We start from the raw sequence: 23,312 nt of genomic DNA, 5'->3' as shown, positions 1-23,312 counted from the left end.
CTATAGGTCATTTTGCACCAGCCTGAGAGTTGGCCCACATGCCAGTCTTGATGAGGGGAAACCGACAACTACTCAGAAGGGACGTCAACGGTGACTGTGCCTGTGAACACCCAAGACCCAACCCCGGCAAGCCTGGCCCGGCTTGGCCTCGGCGCCCAATTGCTGCGCCGGAAGCCCATCGCGCAGATGGCCGGGGAAGCCGGAAGCAGCGAAAGCGGCACGCCCCTGGTCCGCAGTTTCGGCGTCCTGCAGCTGACCATGATCAGCGTCGGAGCCACGCTCGGCACCGGCATTTTGGTCATCCTCGGCGAATCCGTCCCGCTGGCCGGTCCGGCCATCTGGATCTCGTTCGTCATTGCGGGCCTCGCGGCATTGCTCTCGGCGGTCTCCTACGCGGAGATGGCCGGGCTGGTGCCGGTCGCCGGTTCCAGCTACTCCTACTCCTACGCCACCATGGGCGAAGGCATGGCCTGGATCTGTGGCTGGTGCCTCGTACTGGAATATGCCGTGTCCGTGGCGGCGGTCGCCGTCGGTGCCGGACAGTACGTCAACGAGACACTCGCCGCTTTTGGGCAGGTCCTGCCTGACGCGATGAGCCAGCCGCCGGGGGACGGCGGCGTCGTGAACATTCCCGCGATGGTCATCGTGCTCCTGGCCATGGCCCTGCTGGTCCGGGGAGCCCGGGAGAGCGCCTGGATCAACACCGCGATCGTCGCCGTCAAGGTGGGCATCCTCCTGTTCTTCTGCGCGGTTGCCTTCACTGCTTTCAACGCAGGCAACTTCGAACCCCTCCTCCCCATGGGCGCAGCCGGAGTCTCCGCAGCGGCCTCGAGCGTCTTCTTCTCCTACATCGGCTTCGATGCAGCATCCACTGCCGGCGAAGAAGCCCGGAACCCCAAGCGGGACATGCCCCGCGCCATCATGCTCTCCATGGTGATCGTCACCAGCATCTACGTCCTGGTGGCCGTTGCAGCCATCGGAGCCAGGCCCTGGGGATGGTTCGACGGTACCGAAGCTGCGCTGGTGCAGATCCTGCACGAAATCACGGGTCAGCCCTGGATTGCCCTCGTCTTCTCCGTCGGCGCAGTCCTCGCGATCGCCAGCATTGTGCTCACCGTCCTCTACGGCCAGACCCGCATCCTCCTGTCCATGTCCCGCGACGGCATGGTGCCAAAGGTCTTCGGCCGCGTCTCCCGCCGCACCGGCACTCCGGTGACGGGAACGCTGATCGTGGGCGTCGCCGTCGCGCTCGCCGCCGGCCTGGTTCCCCTGGGAGCACTGGCAGACGCCACCAGCATCGGAACCCTCTTCGCCTTCGCCTTGGTCAACGTTGCGGTGATCTACCTGCGCCGCAACCGTCCGGACCTCAAGCGCAGCTTCCGGGTCCCGCTGTACCCGATTACTCCCGTGCTGGGAACGCTCATGTGCGCCTACCTCATGGCCAACCTCGGCGCCGATACATGGCTCGTTTTCGGTGCCTGGATGCTGGTAGGCACCGCGATCTACTTCGGCTATGGACGCCGGAATTCCAAGGTAGCCGCGCTCAGCGAGCAGGACTACCGTGAACTGACCACCAGGGCCGTGAGCCCGGAACCTGTGAAAGCAGAGAACGCATGACCATCGCCACCGAATTTCCCACTGCCGACGCCGCTGCCGGGGCAGCCGACCGCGCTGCCGAAGCGCCCATCACCATGCTGAACCCGGACTTCCCGTTCAGCTACGACCACTACCTCGCCCACCCGGCCGGCCTTGGCTCGGTTCCCGAAGAGCGTTACGGCACCGAGGTAGCCGTCATCGGCGCCGGACTGTCCGGCATTGTCACCGCCTATGAGCTGATGAAGCTGGGACTCCGGCCCGTGATCTACGAAGCCGACCAGATCGGCGGCCGCCTCCGGACGGCCAGCTTCCCGTCGGCACCCGGCGTCACGGCCGACCTTGGCGGCATGCGTTTCCCCGTCTCCGGCAAGGCCTTCTACCACTACATAGACCTGCTCGGCCTGGAAACGCAGGAGTTCCCCAACCCGCTGGCCCCGGTCACGTCCAGCACTGTGATCGAACTGGCAGGCAAGAAGCACTACGCCGCCACACCTGATGACCTGCCCGCTTTCTTCCATGAGGTAGCCGACGCCTGGAAAGACGCCATCAAGGATGGTGCCGCCTTCACGGAGATGCAGGAAGCCATCAAGGTCCGCGACACCAAGCGCATCAAGGAACTCTGGAACGAACTCCTGCCCGAACTCGACGAGCAGACCTTCTACGGGTTCATCGCCGCGAGCAAGTCCTTCAAAGACGCCGGTTTCGCGCACCGTGAAGCGTTCGGCCAGGTGGGCTTCGGCACGGGAGGCTGGGACACGGACTTCCCCAACTCCATCCTCGAAATCCTCCGCGTCGTGTACACCGACGCCGACGACCAGCACCGGCTTATCCGGGGCGGAGCGCAAAGGCTCCCCGAGGCACTCTGGAACCACGCGCCGTCGGACATCAAGCATTGGCCGGCCGGCACCTCGCTGGCGTCCCTGCACTCAGGTTCGCCCCGCGGCGCGGTGGACAACATCCGGCGCGCAGCCAACGGCGACCTGGTGGTCCGGGAAAGCTGGGGCCGCGAGGCGACGTACCCGGCAGTGGTGACAACGTGCCAGTCGTGGCTGCTTTCCACACGTATCCACACCGAAGAAGCCCTGTTCCCGTCCGAGCTGTGGACTGCCATTGAACGCTCGCACTACATGCAGTCGTCCAAGACGTTCGTGATGGTGGACCGGCCGTTCTGGAAGGACATCGATCCCGAAACCGGCCGCGAAGTCCTCTCCATGACCCTCACCGACCGCCTCAACCGGGCAACGTACCTGCTCGACGACGGCCCGGACAAGCCCGCGGTCATCCTCCTGTCCTACACATGGAACGACGACGCCCTGAAATGGCTCGCCCTCACCGCCGAAGAGCGCGTCAAGCTCATGCTGCACTCGTTGGAGCAGATCTACCCCGGCGTGGACATCGCCAGCCACATCGTGGGCCAGCCCATCACCGTGTCCTGGGAGGCCGACCCCAACTTCATGGGAGCGTTCAAGGCCAACCTCCCCGGCCACTACCGCTACCAGCAGCGGCTGTTCACGCACTTCAAGCAGGACAAGCTTCCGGAGAGCCAGCGCGGGATCTTCCTTGCCGGGGATGACGTGTCCTTCACCGCCGGATGGGCCGAAGGCGCCGTGACCACGGGCCTGAACGCCGTATGGGGCGTGGTGAACCACCTGGGCGGTTCCTCCGCAGCTGCCAACCCGGGGCCGGGTGAGCTGCTGGACGAGCTCGGGCCAATCAGCCTGGACTAGTTGCGGCCTAGGCGCCGTGCATCTGGCGGTGCGCCGCGGCGAGCTCCCTGTAGTGGGCGGCGTTGTGCTTTACGCCGTCGAACTCATCGTCGGTCAGTTCGCGGCGGACCTTTGCAGGCACCCCGGCAACCAGCGACCGCGGGGGAATGACCGTGCCTTCAAGAACCACGGCACCGGCGGCCACCAGCGAACCCGTGCCGATCACGGCTCCGTTGAGGATGGTGGCACTCATGCCGATGAGGCAGTCGTCCTCCACGGTGCAGCCATGGACCACTGCACTGTGGCCGACTGACACGCGCTCGCCGACCGTGCAGGGAAAGCCCGGGTCCGCGTGCAGGACCACGTTGTCCTGGAGGTTGGAGCCTGCGCCGACGCTGATCGCGGCCGTGTCCGCGCGAACGGAGACGCCGTAGAAGGCGCTGGAATCTTCGGCCAGCGTTGCCTTGCCGATGATCGACGCCGTGGGGGCCACAAAGGCAGTTTCATGGATGTCCGGGGTGTCCCCGGCAAAGGTGTAAGAGGGAGCCATGCCTCCCAGCTTAAGTCACGCCCTTCCCCAACTGGGTCGCAGCAGAGCACGTTTTGAGGGCTCAGAACGCGCACTACTGCGACCTACTTGGGGGCGGGGGTGCGCTTGGGGGAGGGGGTGCGCAGAACCAGGAACTGGTAGTGCTGGGCCCAGTTGCCTGCGCCGGGCCCGGATTCCTCACCGGTTCCCTCGGGCCACGTCTGGAAATGCTCCACACTGCCGTGCTCACCGAAGATCCGCTGCAAGGTCAGGTCGCTGCGGCGGCTGAAGAAGCGGCGGGGCTCGTCGAGGTCTTCGGGGTTCAGCACCTCTTCGTCGTCCCCGGACCAGAGCCCGACGCCGATCGGGGCACCTGCCGATGTGACCCGCACAAGTTCGCGGACGACGTCGTGGATACTGCTGTTCGGCACATGCAGAAGCGTGCTCATGCTCCATGCCGCATCGAAGGCGCCGTCGGGAAAGGGCAGGCTGCGGCCGTTCGCCACGGAACAGTCGAGTCCGTGGGCACGCGCCACATGGACACTCTCGGGGGATAGGTCGACCCCGGTGTAGTGCAGCCCGGCCTGGACAAAAGCCAGTCCTTCTACGCCCGTGCCGCAGCCCAGCTCCATCAAGGAGTGCCGGTGTTCACGTTTCAGCAGCCGAACAAACCACTCCCGGGCCTCAACACGGTGCGGCGTCAGGGAACGGGTATTGCGGAGCGCGGCGTGGCGGTCGTAGTAGGTGGCCAAGTCGGCGTCGGGATCGGGCATGCCCTGCATAGCCCCAGCGTAGATCGCCAAAGTGACTGGCAGTAGGGGTTGTTCTGAGCGCTCAGAACAACCCCTGCTGCCAGTCAGTTGGGAAGGGAGTTAGTTGAACACCACGGTCCGGGTGCCGTCCAGGAGTACCCGGTGTTCGGCGTGCCACTGGACTGCCTGGACCAGCGTGCGGCCCTCCACGTCCCGCCCCATCTGGACGAATTGGGCAGCAGTGCGGGCGTGGTCAACGCGGATCACTTCCTGCTCGATGATGGGACCCTCGTCGAGGTCTGCGGTGACGTAGTGGGCTGTAGCGCCGATGAGCTTCACCCCGCGGGCATGGGCCTGGTGATAGGGCTTGGCGCCCTTGAACGACGGAAGGAAGGAGTGGTGGATGTTGATGGCCTTGCCGTTCAACTCCCTGCACAGATCGTTGGAGAGGACCTGCATGTAACGCGCCAGGACCGTCAGTTCAACATCGTGTTCCTTGATCAGCTTCAGGAGCTCGGCCTCGGCCTGCGGCTTGGTGTCGGCCGTGACCGGGATGTGGTGGAAGGGGATGCCATAGAACTCGGCCAGCGACTCCAGGTCCCGGTGGTTGGACACGATCGCGGGCACCTCGATGGGCAAGGTCCCGGCACGCTGCTGGAAGAGGAGGTCGTTGAGGCAGTGGGCGTCCTTGGAGCACATGATGATGGTCCGGACCTTGCGGCCTACCGGATTGATCTGCCACGTCATCCCGAAGGACTCGGCAACCGGCCGCATGGCCTCCGTCAGTTCCGCCTGGGGGCTCGACGTCGTAACCTCCACGCGCATGAAGAAGTTGCCGGTACTGGGGCTTCCGTACTGCTGGGAGTCGGCAATGTTGCAACCGGCCTCAAGGAGGGCGCCGGCAACAGCGTGGACGATGCCGGGACGGTCGGGGCAGGACAGGGTTACAACGAAAGCGGAGTCAGTCACGCGGACAAGCCTACCCGCGGGGCCCTGTTGTATTGTTAACGGGTCGCAACTGGCGTGAGGTGGACAACCACCAGGGAGCGGCAATCACGAAGACCACGGATCGTACGCCTGGGCCGAGGGTCATGTTTTACCGGATGCATGCAGCGTGACCGATGCCTCTTGTCATTGAGAGGACGCGGGAATGCTGCTGCCGGTAGCCTGACCTGTAGCACCTCCCATTCCCTAGCCAGGAGATCTCCGTGACTACCACCACTTCAGCGTCTGTCAGTAACCAGCCGCTCGCCGAACTCGATCCCGAGATCGCAGCAGTCCTCGACCAGGAACTCGGCCGCCAGCGCGGCACCCTGGAAATGATCGCCTCCGAGAACTTCGCGCCGCGCGCAGTCATGGAAGCCCAGGGCTCCGTCCTGACCAACAAGTACGCCGAGGGTTACCCGGGCAAGCGCTACTACGGCGGTTGCGAGTACGTTGACGTTGCCGAGCAGCTCGCCATCGATCGCGTCAAGGCCCTTTTCGGTGCGGAGTACGCCAACGTCCAGCCCCATTCAGGTGCCCAGGCCAACGCCGCCGCACTGTCCGCCATGATCACCCCCGGCGACAAGATCCTCGGCCTTTCCCTGGCACACGGCGGCCACCTGACCCACGGCATGAAGCTCAACTTCTCCGGCAAGCTCTACCAGGTTGCTGCCTACCAGGTGGAAGAAGACACCTTCCGCGTGGACATGGACAAGCTGCGCGAGCAGGCCATCGCCGAGAAGCCGCAGGTCATCATCGCCGGCTGGTCCGCGTACCCCCGCCACCTTGACTTCGCTGCCTTCCGCTCCATCGCGGACGAGGTTGGCGCGCTCCTCTGGACGGACATGGCGCACTTCGCCGGCCTGGTTGCAGCAGGCCTGCACCCGAGCCCGGTGCCGCACTCCGACGTCGTCACCTCCACCGTGCACAAGACCCTCGCAGGCCCGCGTTCCGGCGTGATCCTGGCCAAGGAACAGTACGGCAAGAAGATCAACTCCAACGTCTTCCCCGGCCAGCAGGGCGGACCGCTGATGCACGTCATCGCGGCCAAGGCTGTTGCCTTCAAGATCGCCGGCGGCGAGGAATTCAAGGAACGCCAGGAGCGCGTGCTCGAGGGCGCCAAGATCATTGCCGACCGCCTCAACCAGTCCGACGTTGCCGAGGCAGGCGTGTCCGTCCTCACCGGCGGCACCGATGTGCACCTGGTCCTCGTTGACCTGCGCAACTCGCAGCTGGACGGCCAGCAGGCCGAGGACCTCCTGCACTCCGTGGGCATCACCGTGAACCGCAACGCCGTTCCGTTCGACCCCCGCCCGCCCATGGTCACTTCCGGTCTCCGCATCGGTACGCCTGCGTTGGCTACCCGTGGATTCGGCGCCGCAGAGTTCACCGAGGTTGCCGACATCATCGCCACAGCGCTGAAGTCCGGTTCCGCCACGGATGTTGAAGCCCTCCAGGCACGCGTGGACAAGCTCGCTGCTGACTTCCCGCTCTACCCGCAGCACGAGCAGTGGTGAACGCAGCACAGATCCTTGATGGCAAGGCAACCGCCGCGGCCATCAAGGCAGAACTGACCGAACGGGTTGCTGTCCTCGCATCCAAGGGCGTCGTTCCGGGTCTGGGGACCATCCTGGTGGGCTCGGATCCGGGCAGCACCTGGTACGTCGGCGGGAAGCACAAGGACTGCGCGGAGGTGGGCATCCAGTCCATCCGACGCGACCTTCCCGAGGACATCACCCAGGAGGAGCTGCTCAAGGTTGTCCAGGAGCTCAACGAGAACCCCGAGTGCACCGGGTACATCGTCCAGCTCCCGCTGCCCAAGCACATCGACCAGGACGTCATCCTGGAGGCCATGGACCCGGACAAGGACGCCGACGGACTGCACCCCATGAACCTTGGCCGCCTCGTGGCCAACGTGAACGGTGAGATGAAGTCCCCCCTGCCATGCACGCCTAAGGGCTGCGTGGAGTTGATGCGCCGGCACGGCATCGAGCTCAGCGGCAAGCGTGTCCTGGTGGTCGGCCGTGGTGTGACCATTGGCCGTCCCGTAGGCCTCCTGTTGACCCGCAAGGATGTCAACGCCACGGTGATCCTGGCCCACACCGGGACGGTGGATCTGCCTGCGGAACTGAAGCAGGCCGACGTCGTGATTGCTGCTGCCGGCGTGCCGCACATGATCAAGGCCGAGGACCTCAAGCCGGGCGCCGTGGTGCTCGATGTCGGCGTCAGCCGCGTGGAGGACGGCAACGGCAAGGCTGTTGTCACCGGAGACGTGGACCCGGCTGCGGCGGACGTCGCCGCATGGCTGTCCCCGAACCCCGGCGGCGTGGGTCCGATGACCCGTGCCATGTTGCTGGCCAACGTGGTGGAGAGCGCCGAACGCCAAGCCGGACTGGCGTAGCCGACACCAAGCGCAGCAAGGCGCCCGCTCCCTGTGGAGTGGGCGCCTTGCTCGTTAAATGGAATTTGATCCCACGATTTGCGGAACATCTCTTTCACATATTCCCCGGCGCTACTAGTCTGCTGAGGGTGCACAATGAAGCCACGCGTCCTGCGCCGTCGCAGGCCCGTCCAGACATGAATCCGCCAACAGTCATCAGCGCCCGCAACCTCACCAAGACCTACGGTGAGCTGATTGCCGTGGACAACATCTCCTTCGATGTGCCCGCGGGGGAGTCCTTCGGCCTTCTGGGTCCCAACGGCGCAGGCAAGTCCACCACCATGAAGATGATCGGCGGGGTCTCGCAGCGGACTTCCGGCACGCTGGACATCATGGGCCTGGACCCGGAGACACACGGCCCGGAGGTCCGGGCGCACCTGGGCGTGGTTCCGCAACAGGACAACCTTGACGAAGAGCTGAAGGTCCGCGAGAACCTGATCGTTTACGGGCGGTACTTCGGACTCCCGCTCAGCTACCTCAGGCCCAAAGCCGATGAGCTCCTGGAGTTCGCCCAGCTGACGGACAAGGCCAACTCCAAGGTGGATGCGCTGTCCGGCGGGATGAAGCGCAGGCTCACCATCGCGCGTTCGCTCATCAACGAACCGCGCATCCTGCTGCTGGATGAGCCCACCACCGGACTCGACCCGCAAGCGCGCCACATCCTGTGGGACCGGCTGTTCCGGCTCAAGGAAAGCGGCGTCACCCTGATCCTCACCACCCATTACATGGACGAGGCCGAACAGTTGTGCGATCGGCTGATCGTTGTGGACAAGGGGCGGATCATGGCCGAAGGGTCCCCGGCAACCCTCATCCGCGAACATTCCTCCCGCGAAGTACTCGAGCTCAGGTTCGGGTCCGAGCGCAACGGGACGATCGGCGTCGAGCTTGAAGGCATCGGCGACCGGCTGGAAACGCTGCCGGACCGCGTGCTCATCTACACCCACGACGGCGAGGCCGCGCTGGAACAGGTGTCGGCACGGGGGCTGCGCCCGTTGACATCGCTGGTACGCCGCTCGTCCCTGGAGGACGTGTTCCTTCGGCTGACGGGCCGGAGCCTCGTTGACTAGCGGGGACGGGATGGCGGGAAGCAAACCAACGACGCCGGTCCCTCCGCTGCGGGCTCACCCGCCTGCCGTCTCGGCGGCCAGGGCGCGGAAGTGGGGTTCGTTCTTTTACGCCGAACAGGTGCTCCGCGTCATGCGGAACTATGGCTGGTCAGTTGTCTTGTACAGCGTGGGGCAACCCGTGGCCTATCTCTTCGCGATGGGTGTTGGCCTGGCCAGCCTGGTGGATGCCAACAGCGATTCCGTGTTCGGCGGCGTCAGCTACCTGCAGTTCGTGGCGCCGGCGCTCCTGGTGTCCGCCGCTGTGATGACGGCGTCCGGGGAGTTCTCCTACCCGATCATGGATGGCTTCAAGTGGCGGCGGGTCTTTTTCGGCCCGCATGCCTCTCCGCTGGTCCCGGAGCAGATCGCCACGGGCCACATCATGGCCAGCAGCCTCAGGTTCCTGCTGCAATCGGTGGTGTACTTTGCCGTGGTTGCGATGTTCGGCGCATCCCCGGGAGCGTGGGGGTGGGTGTCGGCACTGGTAGCCACACTTGCCGCGTTGTCGTTCGGACTCCCGCTGATGGCCTATGCCGCCGGCATCACGCAGGACAAGGGGCAGTTCGCCCTGGTGCAGAGGTTCATCGTCATGCCGCTGTTCCTCTTCTCCGGAACGTTCTTCCCGCTGGATACCTTGCCCTTGGCAGTACGGTGGATCGGCTGGATTTCCCCGGTATGGCACGGGACGGAACTGGGGCGCGTCTTCACCTATGGCATGGAGGAAAATCCCTTGCTGACACTCGTGCACGTTCTGTACCTCCTGGCCACGGCAACGGCGGGCTTCATCCTGACCCGGCGCCGCTTCGTCAAAAGGATGGGCTCATGAGCATCCTGACCGGCGGGCACAGCGCTACGGACCTCGCCCGCGAACGCAGGTTCGGGCCCCTGTATTCGCGCAACGCCAAGGCCGTTGTGGCCAGGGGACTCATGGCCGCGAAGTCCAGCACCTGGCTGGTCCTGCTCTCCGGATTCTTCGAACCCGTCCTGTTCCTGCTGGCCATGGGAGTGGGGATGGGATCGATCGTCGGCACGGTCGAGGGCCCCGGCGGTACGGAAATCAGCTATGCGGCCTACATCGCCCCTGCACTCCTGGCGGTCTCGGCCATGAACGGAGCGATCTACGATTCCACGTGGAACGTCTTCTTCAAGATGAACTTCGCCAAGCTGTACCAGGGCATGCTCTACACCTCCCTCGGTCCGCTGGATGTTGCCATGGGCGAGATTTTCCTTGCACTGCTGCGCGGACTCCTCTACGCCACGGGCTTCACCGCGGTCATGGGCGTCATGGGACTGCTGACTACGTGGTGGGCGATCCTGGTGATCCCGGCGTCGGTACTGATCGCGTTCGGCTTCGCGAGCTTCGGCATGGGGATCACCAGCTTCATGAAGACCTTCCAGCAGATGGACTGGATCAACTTCTTCCTCCTGCCCATGTTCCTCTTCAGCGCCACGTTCTACCCGTTGAGCGTCTACCCGCAGCCCATCCAGTGGTTTATCCAGGCCATGCCCCTGTGGCACGGGGTTGAGCTGCTGCGCCAGATCAGCGCGGGATCCTTCAGCCCGGCCACGGCCATCCACGTGGCGTACTACCTGGTGATGATCGTCCTCGGCATCATGCTCACCACGGGACGGCTGCGCCAACTGTTCCTCAAATAACCCGTGGATGTTCGCCGTGCGTGGAAGGCGGCGCAGGCACCTCCGGGCATTTGAGACAATTGCACCATGCAATCTCTCGGTGACCCCCACCCAACCACGTCCGCATCCGCCCGGGGACCCTTCAAGGGCTTCCGCATAGGCGGCCTGGGAATGACCGTCGTCATCATCGCCTTCCTGGTGGCTGTGCTTTTCGCGGCCAACCAGAATGACGTCGTGGGCTGGGTCGTTGCCGTGGTCTCCTTTGGATGGCTGGCGCTCGCAACATTCGTGGTCTTCAGCATCCAGCGCGCCGCGAAGCGCGCCGGGGCCAAGCTGACTGAGGCCCAGAATGCGTTCGCCGCGGCAACCGGCCGCGCGCCGTCGTCGTCCGCTGCGGACCATGGCGGCACCCGGGTGGTGGCTGAACGCTCGCAGGCCGATGATGTCCGCGACTTGAAGCTGGACCACTCGTTCAAGATTGTCCAGGTGCAGGTCCGCGTCGTGGAGGAGGAGCGCGCCAAGGGTGCTGCCGCAAACCAGGACACCATCAACCGCGCACTCGAAACCATCGCCATTACGTCCACCAATGCACGGGACATGATCAAGTCCTCCGGAGACTCGGACGAACCGGTGGCCGGAACCATCATCGACTAGAGTAGAGCGGGTGAGTACGGCATTGAAGAAGGATTTCCTTCGCATCGCATCGGTCAACGTCAATGGCCTCAGGGCTGCCTACAAAAAGGGCATGGCGGAGTGGCTGGAGCCGCGCGACGTGGACATCCTTTGCTTGCAGGAAGTCCGTGCTCCTGACCAGATCGTCAATTCGTTGATCGGTGAAGGCTGGCACATCCTGCACGCGGAAGCCGAGGCCAAGGGCCGGGCGGGCGTCGCCATCGCTTCCCGCCAGGAGCCCACAGCCACGCGCGTCGGCAACGGCGATGAGTACTTCGACCAATCCGGGCGATGGGTTGAAGCGGACTTCCTCCTGACAAATGCCGCCGGTCAAGCCACCACGCTCACGGCCGTCAGCGCCTACGTGCATTCCGGGGAGGCCGGAACGCCCAAGCAGGATGACAAGTACCGCTTCCTGGACGCAATGACCACCCGCCTGCCCGAGCTGGCAAAGCACAGCGATCACGCGCTGGTTGTCGGTGACCTCAACGTCGGCCACACCGAGCTGGACATCAAGAACTGGAAGGGCAACGTCAAGCGTGCCGGCTTCCTCCCGGAGGAACGGGCCTACTTTGACCGCTTCTTCGGTGAAGAGATCGGATGGAGGGATGTTCACAGGGGCCTGGCAGGAGATGTCGCCGGCCCCTACACGTGGTGGTCCCAGCGCGGAAAAGCCTTTGACACTGACACAGGCTGGCGCATCGACTACCACCTGGCTACCCCGGCCCTCGCTGCCGCCGCTTTCTCGGCAGTAGTGGACCGGGCACCCTCGTGGGACACCCGCTTCTCTGACCACGCACCGCTGGTTGTTGACTACCGGCTCTAAGCTTGACGAAAGTTCCTACCCCATGAATACTGCTGAAACAGACGCTGCCGTCCTCCCGGCCGGCAGCCCCGCAAACCCCGCCCAGCCTGCCACAGGCGCCAAGCACCGCGTCCTTTCCGGCATGCAGCCTTCCGCCGATTCGCTGCACCTTGGCAACTACCTGGGCGCCCTGGTCAACTGGGTCCGGATGCAGGATGAGTACGACGCCGTCTTCTTCATTCCGGACCTCCACGCCATCACGGTCCCGCAGGACCCTGCAGAGCTTGCCCACCGCACCCGCGTCACCGCTGCCCAGTACATCGCCGGGGGAGTGGACGTGGAGAAATGCACCCTCTTTGTCCAGTCGCAGGTTCCCGAACACGCCCAGCTCGCCTGGGTGCTGAACTGCATCACCGGTATGGGCGAGGCCGGCCGGATGACCCAGTTCAAGGACAAGGCACAGAAGCAGGGCTCTGACCACGCGAGCGTCGGCCTGTTCACCTACCCCATCCTCCAGGCCGCGGACATCCTCTTGTACCAGCCGCACGGCGTCCCGGTGGGCGAAGACCAGCGGCAGCACGTAGAGCTCAGCCGTGACCTGGCCAACCGTTTCAACAGCCGGTTCGGCCGGACTTTCCAAGTGCCCGAGGCCTTCATCCAGAAGGAATCGGCCAAGATCTACGATCTCCAGAATCCCACCGCCAAGATGTCCAAGTCGGCCGAGTCGCCTGCCGGGCTCATCAACCTCCTGGATGACCCCAAGACCGTGGCCAAGCGGATCAAGTCCGCGGTGACGGACACCGAGACCGAGATCCGCTATGACCGGGAGAACAAGCCGGGCGTTTCCAACCTCCTGACCATCTACTCAGCCATCAGCGGTACCCCGGTGGAGAAGATCGTTGCGGACTACCAAGGCAAGATGTACGGGCACCTGAAGGTGGACCTCGCGGAACTGGTTTCCGGCCACCTGGCTCCCATTCGCGAACGCGCCAACGAGCTCCTGGCCGATCCCGCCGAGCTTGACCGCCTGCTGGCCCACGGGGCGGACAAGGCACGCGAGATCGCCTCGGTCACCCTGGCAGATGTCTACTCCAAGGTCGGGTTCCTCCCGTACCGCGGCACCGCAAACCTCAGCGAGCAGGGAGTCCGCTAAGTCCATGTGCGCCGCCGGCCAGCTCAACGTCACGACCGACCCCCAGCAGGGCGCCGGTCCGGACGATGCCCGCCAGCCGGAAGTCACCGGCACCGATTGCGGTGCCGGTGGCGCCATGTGTGTTGGCGTCATCCTTGGCTTCCCGCCGGAGATCGCCAAGGAGCTCCAGGAATGGCGGGCTTCCTTCGGCGATCCCATGGCCGAGGTGATTCCCGCCCACATCACCCTCATCACCACCACCCCTACTTCCGACTGGGAAGCGACGAGGGACCATGTCCGTGAAGTCGCCCGCACCCAAGCGCCCTTCACCATCACAATCTCCGGAACCGGCTCGTTCCGTCCGGTGTCGCCGGTAGTGTTCGTCAACGTGGAACAGGGTTTTGAGGAGTGCGTGCAGTTGCACGAGAAACTCCAGAGCGGCCCCCTTGAACGGCGCCTCCCGTTCCCCTACCACCCGCATGTCACGGTGGCTCACGATGTAGCCCAGGAAAATCTTGATGAGGCCGAAACGGTCCTCAGTGATTACCGGGCCACCTTCCCTGTGGTTAGCATGGGTCTTTACGAGCACGACACCAATGGAATATGGCAGCTACGGGAAGAGCTCGACTTTGGCGGCGACACTGACGAAGCACAGCAGGCGGAACCCTCGTCCTCAAGCGGACAGTCCGCCGCTTCCAACTGAGCTCGCCAAGCTAAGGCTCGAACTTCTCCACAAACGGCAGGACTGGGGCAAAAGCAAACGGGCCGGGGACGGCCTGCCCCGGAAGGCCGGCGCATTCTTCGCCCTCGTCCTGGCCCGCCTGAACACCAACCGCGGCATGCGTTCCTTTCAGCACTACACGCGGCAGCATGGGCCGTTGCTCAGTGCAGGCATTGGTTTCAACATGTTCTTCTCCGTCACGGGCCTCCTGACCACCGGCTTCGCGGTTGCCGGCATCGTACTGGGCGGCAATCCCGTGCTTGAGGATGCTGTCATCCGCAGCGTCGCCTCCGCTGCTCCCGGCCTCCTCCAAGTTAACGGCGGGGAGGGCCTGGTGGATCCGCAGACCCTCCTGAATCCCTCCGGCCTCGGCTGGACTGCCCTGATCGCCGCGGTGGTCACCATCTTCACCTCGCTCGGCTGGATCGCCAGCGTCCGGGAAGGGCTGCGCGGGGTCATGGAGGAGGGCCCGCTGCAGCGCAATGCCCTCCTGCAGAAGCTCGTCGATGCCGGAACGCTGTTGCTTCTCGGAGTCATCCTGGTGGTGAGCGCCGGAGCGTCGCTCGTCTTCGGCACTGCGGCGGACTGGTTCTTCGAACTGTTGCGCTTGGATGAGGCGGTGGCCGGTCCTATTGCCGCAGTGGTCAAGATCGTTGTTCCGCTGCTGTTGAACTGCGCGACGGCGGCAGTCCTGTTCCGGGTCGCAGGCGGCCTTGAGCTGGGGCGCCGCGCATTCGTGGAAGGGGTGCTCCTGGCAGGCGCCGGTACTACGGTGCTCCAACTGTTCAGCACCGAACTCCTTGCGCGTGCCGGAAACAACCCCGTCCTTGCATCGTTCGCCATCATCATCGGCTTGTTGATCTGGTTCAACCTGGTCAGCCAGGTGTACCTCATCTCCGCGTCCTGGTCAGCCGTTCGCGAAGCCGACGCCCAGGCGGGGGAGGAGCCACGCAAGCGGTTCCTCGGTGCCCGGCGCGCAACTCCCCAGACCTGACCGAGCCCGGAGCCCCGCCATGAACAACCAGTTGTGGATTGCCTGCCTGATCGGAGCTGCGGCCGGGCTGGTGATTGGCCAGCTCGTGTTCAATTCCCCGTTCGTGGGCATCCTGGTCGGGGTGGGCTTGGGCGCTTTGGTGGGCGCCTCGCTCGGGTCCAAGCGGGAGTGAGAGCCTACGGTGCCTGTACCAGTCCCTCCCACTTCACGGTCCAGTCCGCAGGGAAACCTGGCGCATGCCGTGCCGGACCGTTGTCCCACCCCGCAGCCATGAGCGCCACTGCCGCCAACAGGCCGCCGTTGCCGGGAAGGTACAAGGGCAAGGAATCGGTCTGGCGGTTGTGTCCGTTGGCCAGGACAGTGTTCTTGCCGGCGGTCATGAGAAGTGCGTCGACGGCGGCCTCGGGGTCTTCGAGCCGCGCTGCCGTCATCGCCATCACCGGGTAGTCCCAACCCCAGGTGCTGGCCCAGTCCCAATCCGCCAGGACGTCGGCGAGGGTGGCTTTCATGATGGCCGGATCGATGAGCCCGGTGCGGGGCAGTACGCCCAGGGCGCAGAGCATCGAGGGATGATCGGTCCGGATGGTGAAGGGTTCCACGTCAATGGCTGTATAGACGCCGTCTGCCACGTGCGGCGTAACCATTTTGTCAGCCACTTCATCCCATAGTGGGAACGGGTCAAGGCCCAGCCTTTCCCGCCATTGGGAAGCGACGCGCAGCGCCCATTGCCAGTAGGCGAGCTCGAACGTGGGGTTGCTGACCTCACCGCGCATGAACCCGTAGCTTTCCTGTGCCGGAACCAGCGGCGGACCCAGCTCGAAGCCTCGCCCCGTGGGGTGGGCGAAACTGGCCATGAATGCCGCGGACTCGAACACAATCCCGGCGAATTCCTCCAGCACCTCGCGGTCCGGAGTGGCGCGGTAGGCGAGTTCAGCCAGGTAGATGGGATGTGGTTGCTGCCAGATCAGGAAGGTGCCGATCGTGCTGGGGCTCTCGCGCCCGTCCGGTCCCACCTGCTTCGGCCAGCGGACACCCTCAAAGCCTTGTTGTTTGGCTGTCTGCCGCGAGGCCTCCAGGATGGACGAATACCATCTCAACGACGGCAGCAGCAGTTCCGTGCGGTTCCAGAGCGCAAAATGCGCAGCATGCCACCAGTGCATCTCCAGATGGAAGCGGCCCCGCCAGGAGTTGCAAACCAGCCCGGTTTCCTGCGGCGGCAACGAGCCCGCACAGTTGATGGCGGTCACGTACTGGGAAAGGACAATCCGCCGTTCCAGCTCCTTTGCCCTCGGATCGTTCGTTGCGTTCAGTTCGATTGCCCCGCCGGAAGTCCAGAAGCGGGGCCAATGGGCGGCCGCAGCCGCCGTTACCCGGCTCCCGGCGCCGTCGGAAGAAGGTACGACGCCGGAGGCCGGGTCGGCGTCGAAACCTGCCGCAGGCGCTACCCCGCTGTGGCGGTTGTTGCCCCGCGGGGTGCAGTCGCCGCCTTCACCCGGGGTGAACGTGAGGGAGAAATCGAGGACCGTGTTCTGGCTTTGCGGCGCGATACGAAGCGAGTGCAGCCCGGTCTGCTCCACCATCAGTTCTTCTCCGGCAATGGCAACGTCGTAGCGCGAATCGTCCAGTTCCCTGTGCGCCACCCACTGTCCGTCCAACACCGTGCTGTGTGCCTCAGGCTTGGACCAGTCCGCGGCGTCATGCCATGATTCAGACCCGTAAGGAAAGTCGATGCCCACCACTAGGCCCGAGCCCAACGCGGGTGACTCGACTCGGAAGCCGAGCTCGTCGCGGGAGGGGTGGCACGCCGTCGTGACTTTGACCTGCTGGCCTGCCAGCGTGAAGGTGCTGGTCACTGTTCCCGACCACAGGTCCAGCGTTTGCGTGGCCTGCGTGATGTCCTCGGGGGTGATGCCGCGATCCAGCCCGTCACGGACCATCCGGAATCCGATGCGTCCCAGGTCCAGCCGGTGCGGGTTTGCCCGGAGCCATGTCTCCGCAGCGGACGTCCCGGTTTCGCGGTCATTGACGATGTCTCCCATCATGTCGACGTAGGGCACCGGGCCCCGCGGGGAGTCATAGAGGACGGTGGATCCGGCCAAATCGTGGGGCGATGCAGGTGGGATGGAATGCCATCCCCACTGGGCTTGCGTGCCCAGCAGGGTGCCCGCTGGAAGCTCGCCGCGGGCTCCCACGGGGTAGGAGGCGGGCAACGTCTGGAGGCCCGTCAAGTCCATGGTGAACGCGAACTCGCCATTGCCAACGGAAACGGGGCTGCGTGGATCGAGCTCCTGCTGCGTGACGTGGTGGCGGCGAACCAGGTCCTCACGGTCAATGGGGTTCCCTGCGCCCGGGAAGGGAACGTCCAGAATTACCGAGTCCTCGGTCTCCCGGAGGGCGAAGAATGCGGCCCGCTCGTGGGGACTCTGGTTGGGCTGGTGGAGCGTAAGGATGAGCCCGCCATCGAGTTTCCGGGCAATCATGCCGTGGCCGCCATCCCTGCCCCAGATAGGTTCGGGCTCCTGTATCCAGGGCCCCAGAACGGTGCCTGATGCACTGCGTGCGATTCCTATGGCATAACCGTGATCCCCGAAACCGGACCACAACATGATCAGCTTGCCGTTGGCCATCCGGTGGAGGAAAGGACCGTCGGTCACGTAGACGGGGGCTTCCCGGTCAGCTACCGCGGGCACATCCAGCGCGCGGGACCAAGGGGCCTCGGAGGCGGCGAACAGAACAGTCCGTTCACCCACGGTTGTCCGCAGATCGTGGCTCAACTGCTGGGCAACAATGGTGCCGTCATTGACCTGCTTCCATTCATGGCAGAAGACCAACCAGGGCGTTCCTCCCGCGTCGATATGCAGGGTCCCGTCCAGGCATTCCCAGTCCAGGGGAGTCACGGGTCCGTCGCTCCAGGGCGTGTAGGGACCTTCCGGTGACTCGGCGGAAAGGATCTGGGTTCCGCGGCAGTGTCCCGGTGCGGTGAACGTCGCGAACATGAAGTAGCGGCCTTGGTAGCCATGCACTTCAGGGGCCCAGTATTGCTCCTTGCTCCAGAACCCGGGGGAGGGACGGAACGCGGGAATGGGTCCGTCCCAATCCTCAAGGTCGCGGCTGCGGTAGCAGTCGAACCCTGTGGCAGGACCGGACCAGATGTTCTTGTCCGTGCTGCCGAAGAGCAAATACCCGGCGTCGTCGGGCAGTGTGAGGAGGAACGGGTCACGGATTTGGATGTCTGCCAGCTTGGTCAAGGGAGAGCCTCCGGGGCGTCGGCGAAATAGTTAACAGCGGGAACTATTGACGCACTCTATCGTAGTTGATACGTTTCAGGAACCGTTTTCTGAGCGTAAAGGAAGCTTACCCAATGGTGCGTAAACCTGTACTGAGTGTCCGAAAAACAATGGCCTTTGTCGTGGCCATGGGCCTTGCCGGCCTGGCCACGGGCTGTGCCGGCGGCGGCAGCAACAACCAGCCCGAGGATGGTCCGGTGGAGATCAGGTTCTCCTGGTGGGGCAACGCATCAAGGGCCGAGCTGACCAACAAGGCAATCGCGGAGTTCGAGGCCGCCAACCCGAACATCAAAGTAAAACCCGAGTATGGCGACATCAACGGCTACTTCGACAAGCTGGCCACCCAAGTCGCAGCCAATGACGCTCCGGACGTCATCACCATGGGTGGAGCCTACCCCGCCGAGTACGCCAACCGCGGCGCCCTCCTGGACCTGTCGAAAGTCAGCGGGTCGCTGGATCTCTCCAAGCTGGACCAGGGCGCCGTGGAAAACGGTCAGGTGAAGGGTACCCAGTACGGTGTGTCCACGGGCGCCAACGCCCTGGCGATCGTGGTCAACCCAGCTGTCTTCCAGGCCGCCGGCGTCGAAATGCCGGACGACAACGCCTGGAGCTGGGACGACTTCGCCAAAATCGCCAAGGAAGTTACTGAAAAGAGTCCCAAAGGAACGTACGGGACTGCGACGGTCCTGACGCACGACTCCCTGGATGCCTTCGCACGCCAGCGCGGCCAGTCCCTGTATACGCAGGACGGTCAGCTGGGCGTGGAAAAGGACACAGTGCAGGCCTACTTCGACTACTCACTGAAGCTCAGCGAATCGGGCGCTGCCCCCAGCGCCTCCGAGACAGTGGAAAAACTGAACGTCAGCACCGAGCAGACCCTTATGGGCATGGGCAAGGCCGGCATGATGCTGACCTGGAGCAATTCGCTCTCTGCTCTCAGCAAGGCCTCCGGTGCCGAACTGAAGCTGCTCAAACTCCCGGGCGAAACCCCCACGCCGGGCATCTGGCTCCAGTCCTCGCAGTTCTACACCATCTCCGCCCGCAGCAAGCACACCGACGCCGCAGCCAAGCTGGTGAACTTCCTGGTCAATAACGAGGCCGCGGGCAAGATCATCCAGAGCGACCGGGGCGTACCCGGCAACTCGGCCATTCGCAGCGCTATCCAGGACCAGCTCACGCCGCAGGGCAAGGTCGAGGCGGCCTACATCGACCAGATCGGCAAGATGGAATTCGCACCCACCTACATCGGCCCCACAGGTTCCACCGCCGTTTCCGAGATCACGGCCCGCATCAACACCGAGGTCCTGTTCAAGCGGCTGAGCCCGGAGAAGGGCGCAGAACAGTGGCTGGCCGAAAGCAAGGCGGCCATCGGCAAGTAGCACCCAACTAAGTAGCAGCAGAGCGCGTTCTGGACGTCCAGAACGCGCTCTGCTGCGACCCAGTTGGGTGCCTAGGAGGCTGGGTCTTCTTCGCGCAGCTCCACGTAGGGATCCGCCCACGCGCCGATGATCCGTGCCACCCGGGCAGCCTGGCCCTTGCCGGTGAGCAGGTGCTCACTGCCTTCAAGGGAAACGAAGCTCCGCGGATGCCGGGCCGTGCGGAAAATCTCGCTGGCGTTGTCGATCCCCACGGTGTTGTCCGTAGGGGAGTGCATCACCATGAGGGGCCTGTGCAAGGTGCGGATGCAATCGCGCAGGTCGGCCCGTTCCACATCCTCCACGAAGTGCCTGCGGATCTCCATCGGACGACCGCCGAGGTCCACCACTGCGCTGCCGTCGCGGCGGATGGCCTCGATCTCGGCGTCGAACATGTGCTCAACGTGCTTGGGCTCGTAAGGTGCGCCGACCGTCACCACCGCATTTGCCTCAGGAACGTCGCGGGCGACGGCAAGAACGGCCGCACCACCAAAGGAGTGCCCCACCAGCAGGGAGATTCCCCGGCCCTGCTCCCGCATGAACTTCGCGGCCAGGATGGTGTCCGCCACCTTCACGCTGAAAGAGCCGGCCGACCACTCTCCGGCGGAGCCGCCCAGCCCGAGGTTGTCGAAACGCAGCATCCCGATTCCCTGCTCCGCGAGGCCCTTGCAGATCCGGGAGGCGGCGGGGCTGTCCTTGCCCAGCGTCAGCCCGTGGGAGTAGATGCCCCACCCGCGGACGGGACCTTCCGGAACATCGATGATTCCCGCCAAAGCGTCCCCGGTGCTGCCCGTAAAGGTGATTTTCTCTGGGCGCGACATGCGGCCTCCTTGGTGATTGGATCCGGCACGCTGTGGCCGGTTGATGATTAACGACGACGGCGCCGCTCACCTGGAGGTGGGCGGCGCCGTTCTTCGCTGTGTTCCTTGGGGAACCGTGGATCAGATCTTGCGGGACAGGATGGCCTGCTTGACCTCGGCGATGGCCTTGGTCACCTGGATGCCGCGGGGGCATGCCTCGGAGCAGTTGAATGTGGTGCGGCAGCGCCACACGCCTTCCTTGTCGTTGAGGATCTCCAAGCGCATGTCGCCGGCGTCATCACGGGAATCGAAGATGAAGCGGTGTGCGTTGACGATTGCTGCCGGACCGAAGTACTGGCCGTCGGTCCAGAAGACCGGGCAGGACGAGGTGCAGGCGGCGCAGAGGATGCACTTGGTGGTGTCGTCGAAGCGCTCACGGTCTTCAACGGTCTGCAGGCGTTCCTTGGTGGGTTCGTGGCCCTTGTTGATGAGGAACGGCATGACTTCGCGGTAGGACTGGAAGAAGGGCTCCATGTCCACGATCAGGTCCTTCTCCACGGGAAGGCCCTTGATCGGCTCCACGATGATGGGCTTGGACGTGTCCAGGTCCTTCAGCAGGGTCTTGCAGGCCAGGCGGTTACGGCCGTTGATGCGCATGGCATCGGATCCGCAAACACCGTGGGCGCAGGAGCGGCGGAAGGAAAGGCTTCCGTCGATGTCCCACTTGACCTTGTGCAGGGCATCCAGGACGCGGTCCGTGCCGTACATGGTCAGCTTGTACTCGTCCCAGCGGGCTTCGTCCGAGATCTCGGGGTCGAAGCGGCGCACCTTCAAGGTGATATGGAACGTGGGGATCTCACCCTCGCCGGCAACGCTTGCGGGCAGCTCGATCTTGGAAGCGGGTTCCGCCATTTCGGTGGTCATTAGTACTTACGCTCCATTGGCTCGTAACGGGTGAAGACAACGGGCTTGGTCTCAAGACGGATGCCCGCAACGGACTCGGCAGACGAGTCGGCGGTGACGGTGTTGTCCAGGTAAGCCATGGAGTGCTTCATGAACTTTTCGTCGTCGCGGTCCGGGAAGTCCTCGCGGTAGTGGCCGCCACGGGATTCCTCACGGTGCAGGGCACCGACAGTCATGACCTTGGCCATGTCGAGCAGGAAGCCAAGTTCAACGGCTTCCAGGAGGTCCAGGTTGAAGCGCTTGCCCTTGTCCTGAACGGTGACGTTCTTGTACCGCTCCTCGAAGGAGGCGATGTCGCGGAGGACCTGCTCCAGGGATTCCTTGGTACGGAACACCTGCATGTTGGCATCCATGGTGTCCTGCAGTTCCTTGCGGATCTGGGCCACACGCTCGGTGCCGGTACCGCTGAGCAGGCTGTCCAGGATTCCGCGGGTCATTGCTTCCGGGTTCTCCGGGAGTTCAACAAAGTCCGCGGTCTTGGAGTACTCCGCGGCCGCAATGCCTGCACGCTTGCCGAACACGTTGATGTCCAGGAGCGAGTTGGTGCCAAGGCGGTTGGAGCCGTGGACCGAAACGCAGGCCACTTCGCCGGCGGCGTACAGGCCGGGAACAGTGGTGTCGTTGTCCTGCAGGACCTCGGTGGTGATGTTCGTGGGGATACCACCCATGGCGTAGTGGGCCGTGGGGAACACCGGCACGGGATCCGTGAACGGTTCCACACCGAGGTAGGTGCGGGCGAACTCGGTAATGTCCGGCAGCTTCGCTTCGATGTGCGCGGGCTCAAGGTGCGTCAGGTCAAGGAGGACGTAGTCCTTGTTCGGGCCGCAGCCGCGGCCTTCACGGACTTCGTTGGCCATGGCGCGGGCCACTATGTCGCGGGGCGCGAGGTCCTTGATGGTGGGGGCGTAACGCTCCATGAAGCGCTCACCCTCTGAGTTACGCAGGATGGCACCCTCACCGCGGGCACCTTCGGTGAGGAGGATGCCCAAGCCGGCGAGGCCGGTCGGGTGGAATTGGAAGAACTCCATGTCTTCCAGGGGGATACCGCGGCGGAATGCGATGCCCATGCCGTCACCGGTCAGGGTGTGTGCGTTGGACGTGGTCTTGAAGACCTTGCCCGCGCCGCCGGAGGCGAACACCACGGACTTGGCCTGGAAGACGTGCAGCTCACCGGAGGCGAGGTCGTAGGAGACGACGCCGGCAACGCGCTTCTGCTTGTAGGGCGTGCCGTCTTCGCGAACGGCATCTTCCTCAACCAGCAGCAGGTCGAGGACGTAGTACTCGTTGTAGAACTCAACGTTGTGCTTGACGCAGTTTTGGTACAGCGTTTGCAGGATCATGTGGCCCGTACGGTCTGCTGCGTAGCAGGCGCGGCGGACAGGAGCCTTGCCGTGGTCACGGGTGTGGCCACCGAAACGGCGCTGGTCGATCCGGCCTTCGGGCGTGCGGTTGAAGGGCAGGCCCATCTTTTCCAGGTCCAGCACGGCGTCGATGGCTTCCTTGGCCATGACCTCGGCTGCGTCCTGGTCAACCAGGTAGTCGCCACCCTTGATGGTGTCGAAGGTGTGCCACTCCCAGTTGTCTTCCTCGACGTTGGCCAGTGCTGCACACATGCCACCCTGGGCTGCACCTGTGTGCGAGCGGGTGGGGTAGAGCTTGGTCAGTACCGCGGTGCGTGCACGCTGACCGGATTCGATCGCGGCGCGCATGCCGGCGCCACCTGCACCGACAATAACGACGTCGTACTTATGGACCTGCATACCAGATGCTCTCTC

At 64.3% G+C, this 23,312-nt stretch carries 21 protein-coding genes and 1 pseudogene; 14 read left to right on the top strand and 8 right to left on the bottom strand.

Annotation, left to right across the window (positions count from 1 at the left end):
- The first annotated feature begins 186 nt into the window (after window positions 1–186).
- Both HMI59_RS15520 and HMI59_RS15515 read left to right on the top strand, forming a co-directional pair.
- On the top strand, window positions 187–1,617 hold the full coding sequence (locus HMI59_RS15520) for an amino acid permease (RefSeq protein WP_227471641.1): 1,431 nt from the start codon (window positions 187–189) through the stop codon (window positions 1,615–1,617).
- Entirely contained in the window at window positions 1,614–3,323 is a 1,710-nt protein-coding gene (locus HMI59_RS15515; RefSeq protein WP_193591790.1) for an NAD(P)/FAD-dependent oxidoreductase, read from the top strand. Before HMI59_RS15520 ends, HMI59_RS15515 begins: the two co-directional genes overlap by 4 nt.
- Before the next feature lie 7 nt (window positions 3,324–3,330).
- Here the strand turns inward: HMI59_RS15515 and HMI59_RS15510 are convergent, their stop codons facing one another.
- The 3 genes from HMI59_RS15510 to purU form a co-directional block, all read right to left on the bottom strand.
- Window positions 3,331–3,852 carry a gamma carbonic anhydrase family protein gene (locus HMI59_RS15510; RefSeq protein ID WP_021474128.1) on the bottom strand — a complete coding sequence of 174 codons (522 nt, stop codon included), beginning with the start codon at window positions 3,850–3,852 and terminating at the stop codon, window positions 3,331–3,333.
- 83 nt (window positions 3,853–3,935) lie between these two features.
- Window positions 3,936–4,613, bottom strand: a complete 678-nt coding sequence (locus HMI59_RS15505) for a class I SAM-dependent methyltransferase (protein ID WP_193591789.1) — start codon at window positions 4,611–4,613, stop codon at window positions 3,936–3,938.
- A 90-nt stretch (window positions 4,614–4,703) separates the two neighbouring features.
- Window positions 4,704–5,552 carry a formyltetrahydrofolate deformylase gene (gene purU / locus HMI59_RS15500; RefSeq protein ID WP_166185056.1) on the bottom strand — a complete coding sequence of 283 codons (849 nt, stop codon included), beginning with the start codon at window positions 5,550–5,552 and terminating at the stop codon, window positions 4,704–4,706.
- Between the two features lie 239 nt (window positions 5,553–5,791).
- Between purU and glyA the strand changes: the two genes are divergently transcribed.
- The 11 genes from glyA to HMI59_RS15445 all read left to right on the top strand — a co-directional run bounded on the left by glyA (window position 5,792) and on the right by HMI59_RS15445 (window position 15,244).
- A complete protein-coding gene (gene glyA / locus HMI59_RS15495; protein ID WP_217376012.1) occupies window positions 5,792–7,084 on the top strand; it encodes a serine hydroxymethyltransferase in 1,293 nt (430 codons plus the stop codon).
- Window positions 7,078–7,968 carry a bifunctional methylenetetrahydrofolate dehydrogenase/methenyltetrahydrofolate cyclohydrolase gene (locus tag HMI59_RS15490; protein WP_193591788.1) on the top strand — a complete coding sequence of 297 codons (891 nt, stop codon included), beginning with the start codon at window positions 7,078–7,080 and terminating at the stop codon, window positions 7,966–7,968. Before glyA ends, HMI59_RS15490 begins: the two co-directional genes overlap by 7 nt.
- A 176-nt stretch (window positions 7,969–8,144) precedes the next feature.
- Window positions 8,145–9,074, top strand: a complete 930-nt coding sequence (locus HMI59_RS15485) for an ABC transporter ATP-binding protein (RefSeq protein WP_193591787.1) — start codon at window positions 8,145–8,147, stop codon at window positions 9,072–9,074.
- A gap of 10 nt (window positions 9,075–9,084) precedes the next feature.
- A complete protein-coding gene (locus HMI59_RS15480) occupies window positions 9,085–9,939 on the top strand; it encodes an ABC transporter permease (protein ID WP_193593783.1) in 855 nt (284 codons plus the stop codon).
- The gene (locus HMI59_RS15475) at window positions 9,936–10,769 is read left to right on the top strand and encodes an ABC transporter permease (RefSeq protein WP_193591786.1); all 834 of its coding nucleotides are present in this window, start codon (window positions 9,936–9,938) and stop codon (window positions 10,767–10,769) included. The genes HMI59_RS15480 and HMI59_RS15475 overlap by 4 nt, the downstream gene beginning before the upstream one ends.
- 66 nt (window positions 10,770–10,835) lie before the next feature.
- Window positions 10,836–11,402, top strand: coding sequence for a hypothetical protein (locus HMI59_RS15470; RefSeq protein WP_166185065.1), 567 nt, complete (start codon window positions 10,836–10,838; stop codon window positions 11,400–11,402).
- Window positions 11,403–11,412: 10 nt separating this feature from the next.
- Entirely contained in the window at window positions 11,413–12,246 is an 834-nt protein-coding gene (locus HMI59_RS15465) for an exodeoxyribonuclease III (RefSeq protein WP_062095664.1), read from the top strand.
- 22 nt (window positions 12,247–12,268) lie between these two features.
- Complete coding sequence (trpS, locus tag HMI59_RS15460) at window positions 12,269–13,378, top strand: tryptophan--tRNA ligase (RefSeq protein ID WP_166185068.1); 1,110 nt, start codon at window positions 12,269–12,271, stop codon at window positions 13,376–13,378.
- Between the two features lie 4 nt (window positions 13,379–13,382).
- The gene (locus tag HMI59_RS15455; protein ID WP_021474139.1) at window positions 13,383–14,060 is read left to right on the top strand and encodes a 2'-5' RNA ligase family protein; all 678 of its coding nucleotides are present in this window, start codon (window positions 13,383–13,385) and stop codon (window positions 14,058–14,060) included.
- Window positions 13,987–15,072, top strand: coding sequence for a YihY/virulence factor BrkB family protein (locus HMI59_RS15450; protein WP_193591785.1), 1,086 nt, complete (start codon window positions 13,987–13,989; stop codon window positions 15,070–15,072). The genes HMI59_RS15455 and HMI59_RS15450 overlap by 74 nt, the downstream gene beginning before the upstream one ends.
- A gap of 19 nt (window positions 15,073–15,091) precedes the next feature.
- The gene (locus HMI59_RS15445; protein WP_164888695.1) at window positions 15,092–15,244 is read left to right on the top strand and encodes a glycine zipper domain-containing protein; all 153 of its coding nucleotides are present in this window, start codon (window positions 15,092–15,094) and stop codon (window positions 15,242–15,244) included.
- A 4-nt stretch (window positions 15,245–15,248) separates the two neighbouring features.
- On the opposite strand, the gene HMI59_RS15440 is transcribed toward HMI59_RS15445, so the two are convergent.
- Entirely contained in the window at window positions 15,249–17,405 is a 2,157-nt protein-coding gene (locus HMI59_RS15440; protein WP_370583588.1) for a hypothetical protein, read from the bottom strand.
- Between the two features lie 102 nt (window positions 17,406–17,507).
- Window positions 17,508–18,320, bottom strand: a pseudogene (locus HMI59_RS26105) (glycoside hydrolase family 43 protein); the annotation flags it as partial.
- Window positions 18,321–18,433: 113 nt separating this feature from the next.
- On the opposite strand from HMI59_RS26105, the gene HMI59_RS15435 reads away from it, so the two are divergent.
- Complete coding sequence (locus tag HMI59_RS15435; RefSeq protein WP_193591783.1) at window positions 18,434–19,738, top strand: ABC transporter substrate-binding protein; 1,305 nt, start codon at window positions 18,434–18,436, stop codon at window positions 19,736–19,738.
- A gap of 71 nt (window positions 19,739–19,809) precedes the next feature.
- On the opposite strand, the gene HMI59_RS15430 is transcribed toward HMI59_RS15435, so the two are convergent.
- From HMI59_RS15430 to sdhA, 3 genes are all read right to left on the bottom strand, one after another.
- Window positions 19,810–20,595, bottom strand: coding sequence for a carboxylesterase (locus HMI59_RS15430; protein WP_193591782.1), 786 nt, complete (start codon window positions 20,593–20,595; stop codon window positions 19,810–19,812).
- A gap of 120 nt (window positions 20,596–20,715) precedes the next feature.
- Window positions 20,716–21,498 (bottom strand): succinate dehydrogenase iron-sulfur subunit, encoded by a 783-nt coding sequence (locus HMI59_RS15425; RefSeq protein WP_021471547.1) that lies wholly within the window; start codon window positions 21,496–21,498, stop codon window positions 20,716–20,718.
- The gene (sdhA, locus tag HMI59_RS15420; RefSeq protein ID WP_021471546.1) at window positions 21,498–23,297 is read right to left on the bottom strand and encodes a succinate dehydrogenase flavoprotein subunit; all 1,800 of its coding nucleotides are present in this window, start codon (window positions 23,295–23,297) and stop codon (window positions 21,498–21,500) included. Before sdhA ends, HMI59_RS15425 begins: the two co-directional genes overlap by 1 nt.
- Between the last annotated feature and the right edge of the window lie 15 nt (window positions 23,298–23,312).

The sequence above is a fragment of the Paenarthrobacter sp. YJN-5 genome (assembly GCF_015040095.1).
Taxonomy (GTDB): domain Bacteria; phylum Actinomycetota; class Actinomycetes; order Actinomycetales; family Micrococcaceae; genus Arthrobacter; species Arthrobacter ureafaciens.
This window is presented reverse-complemented; position numbering and strand designations above follow the sequence as displayed.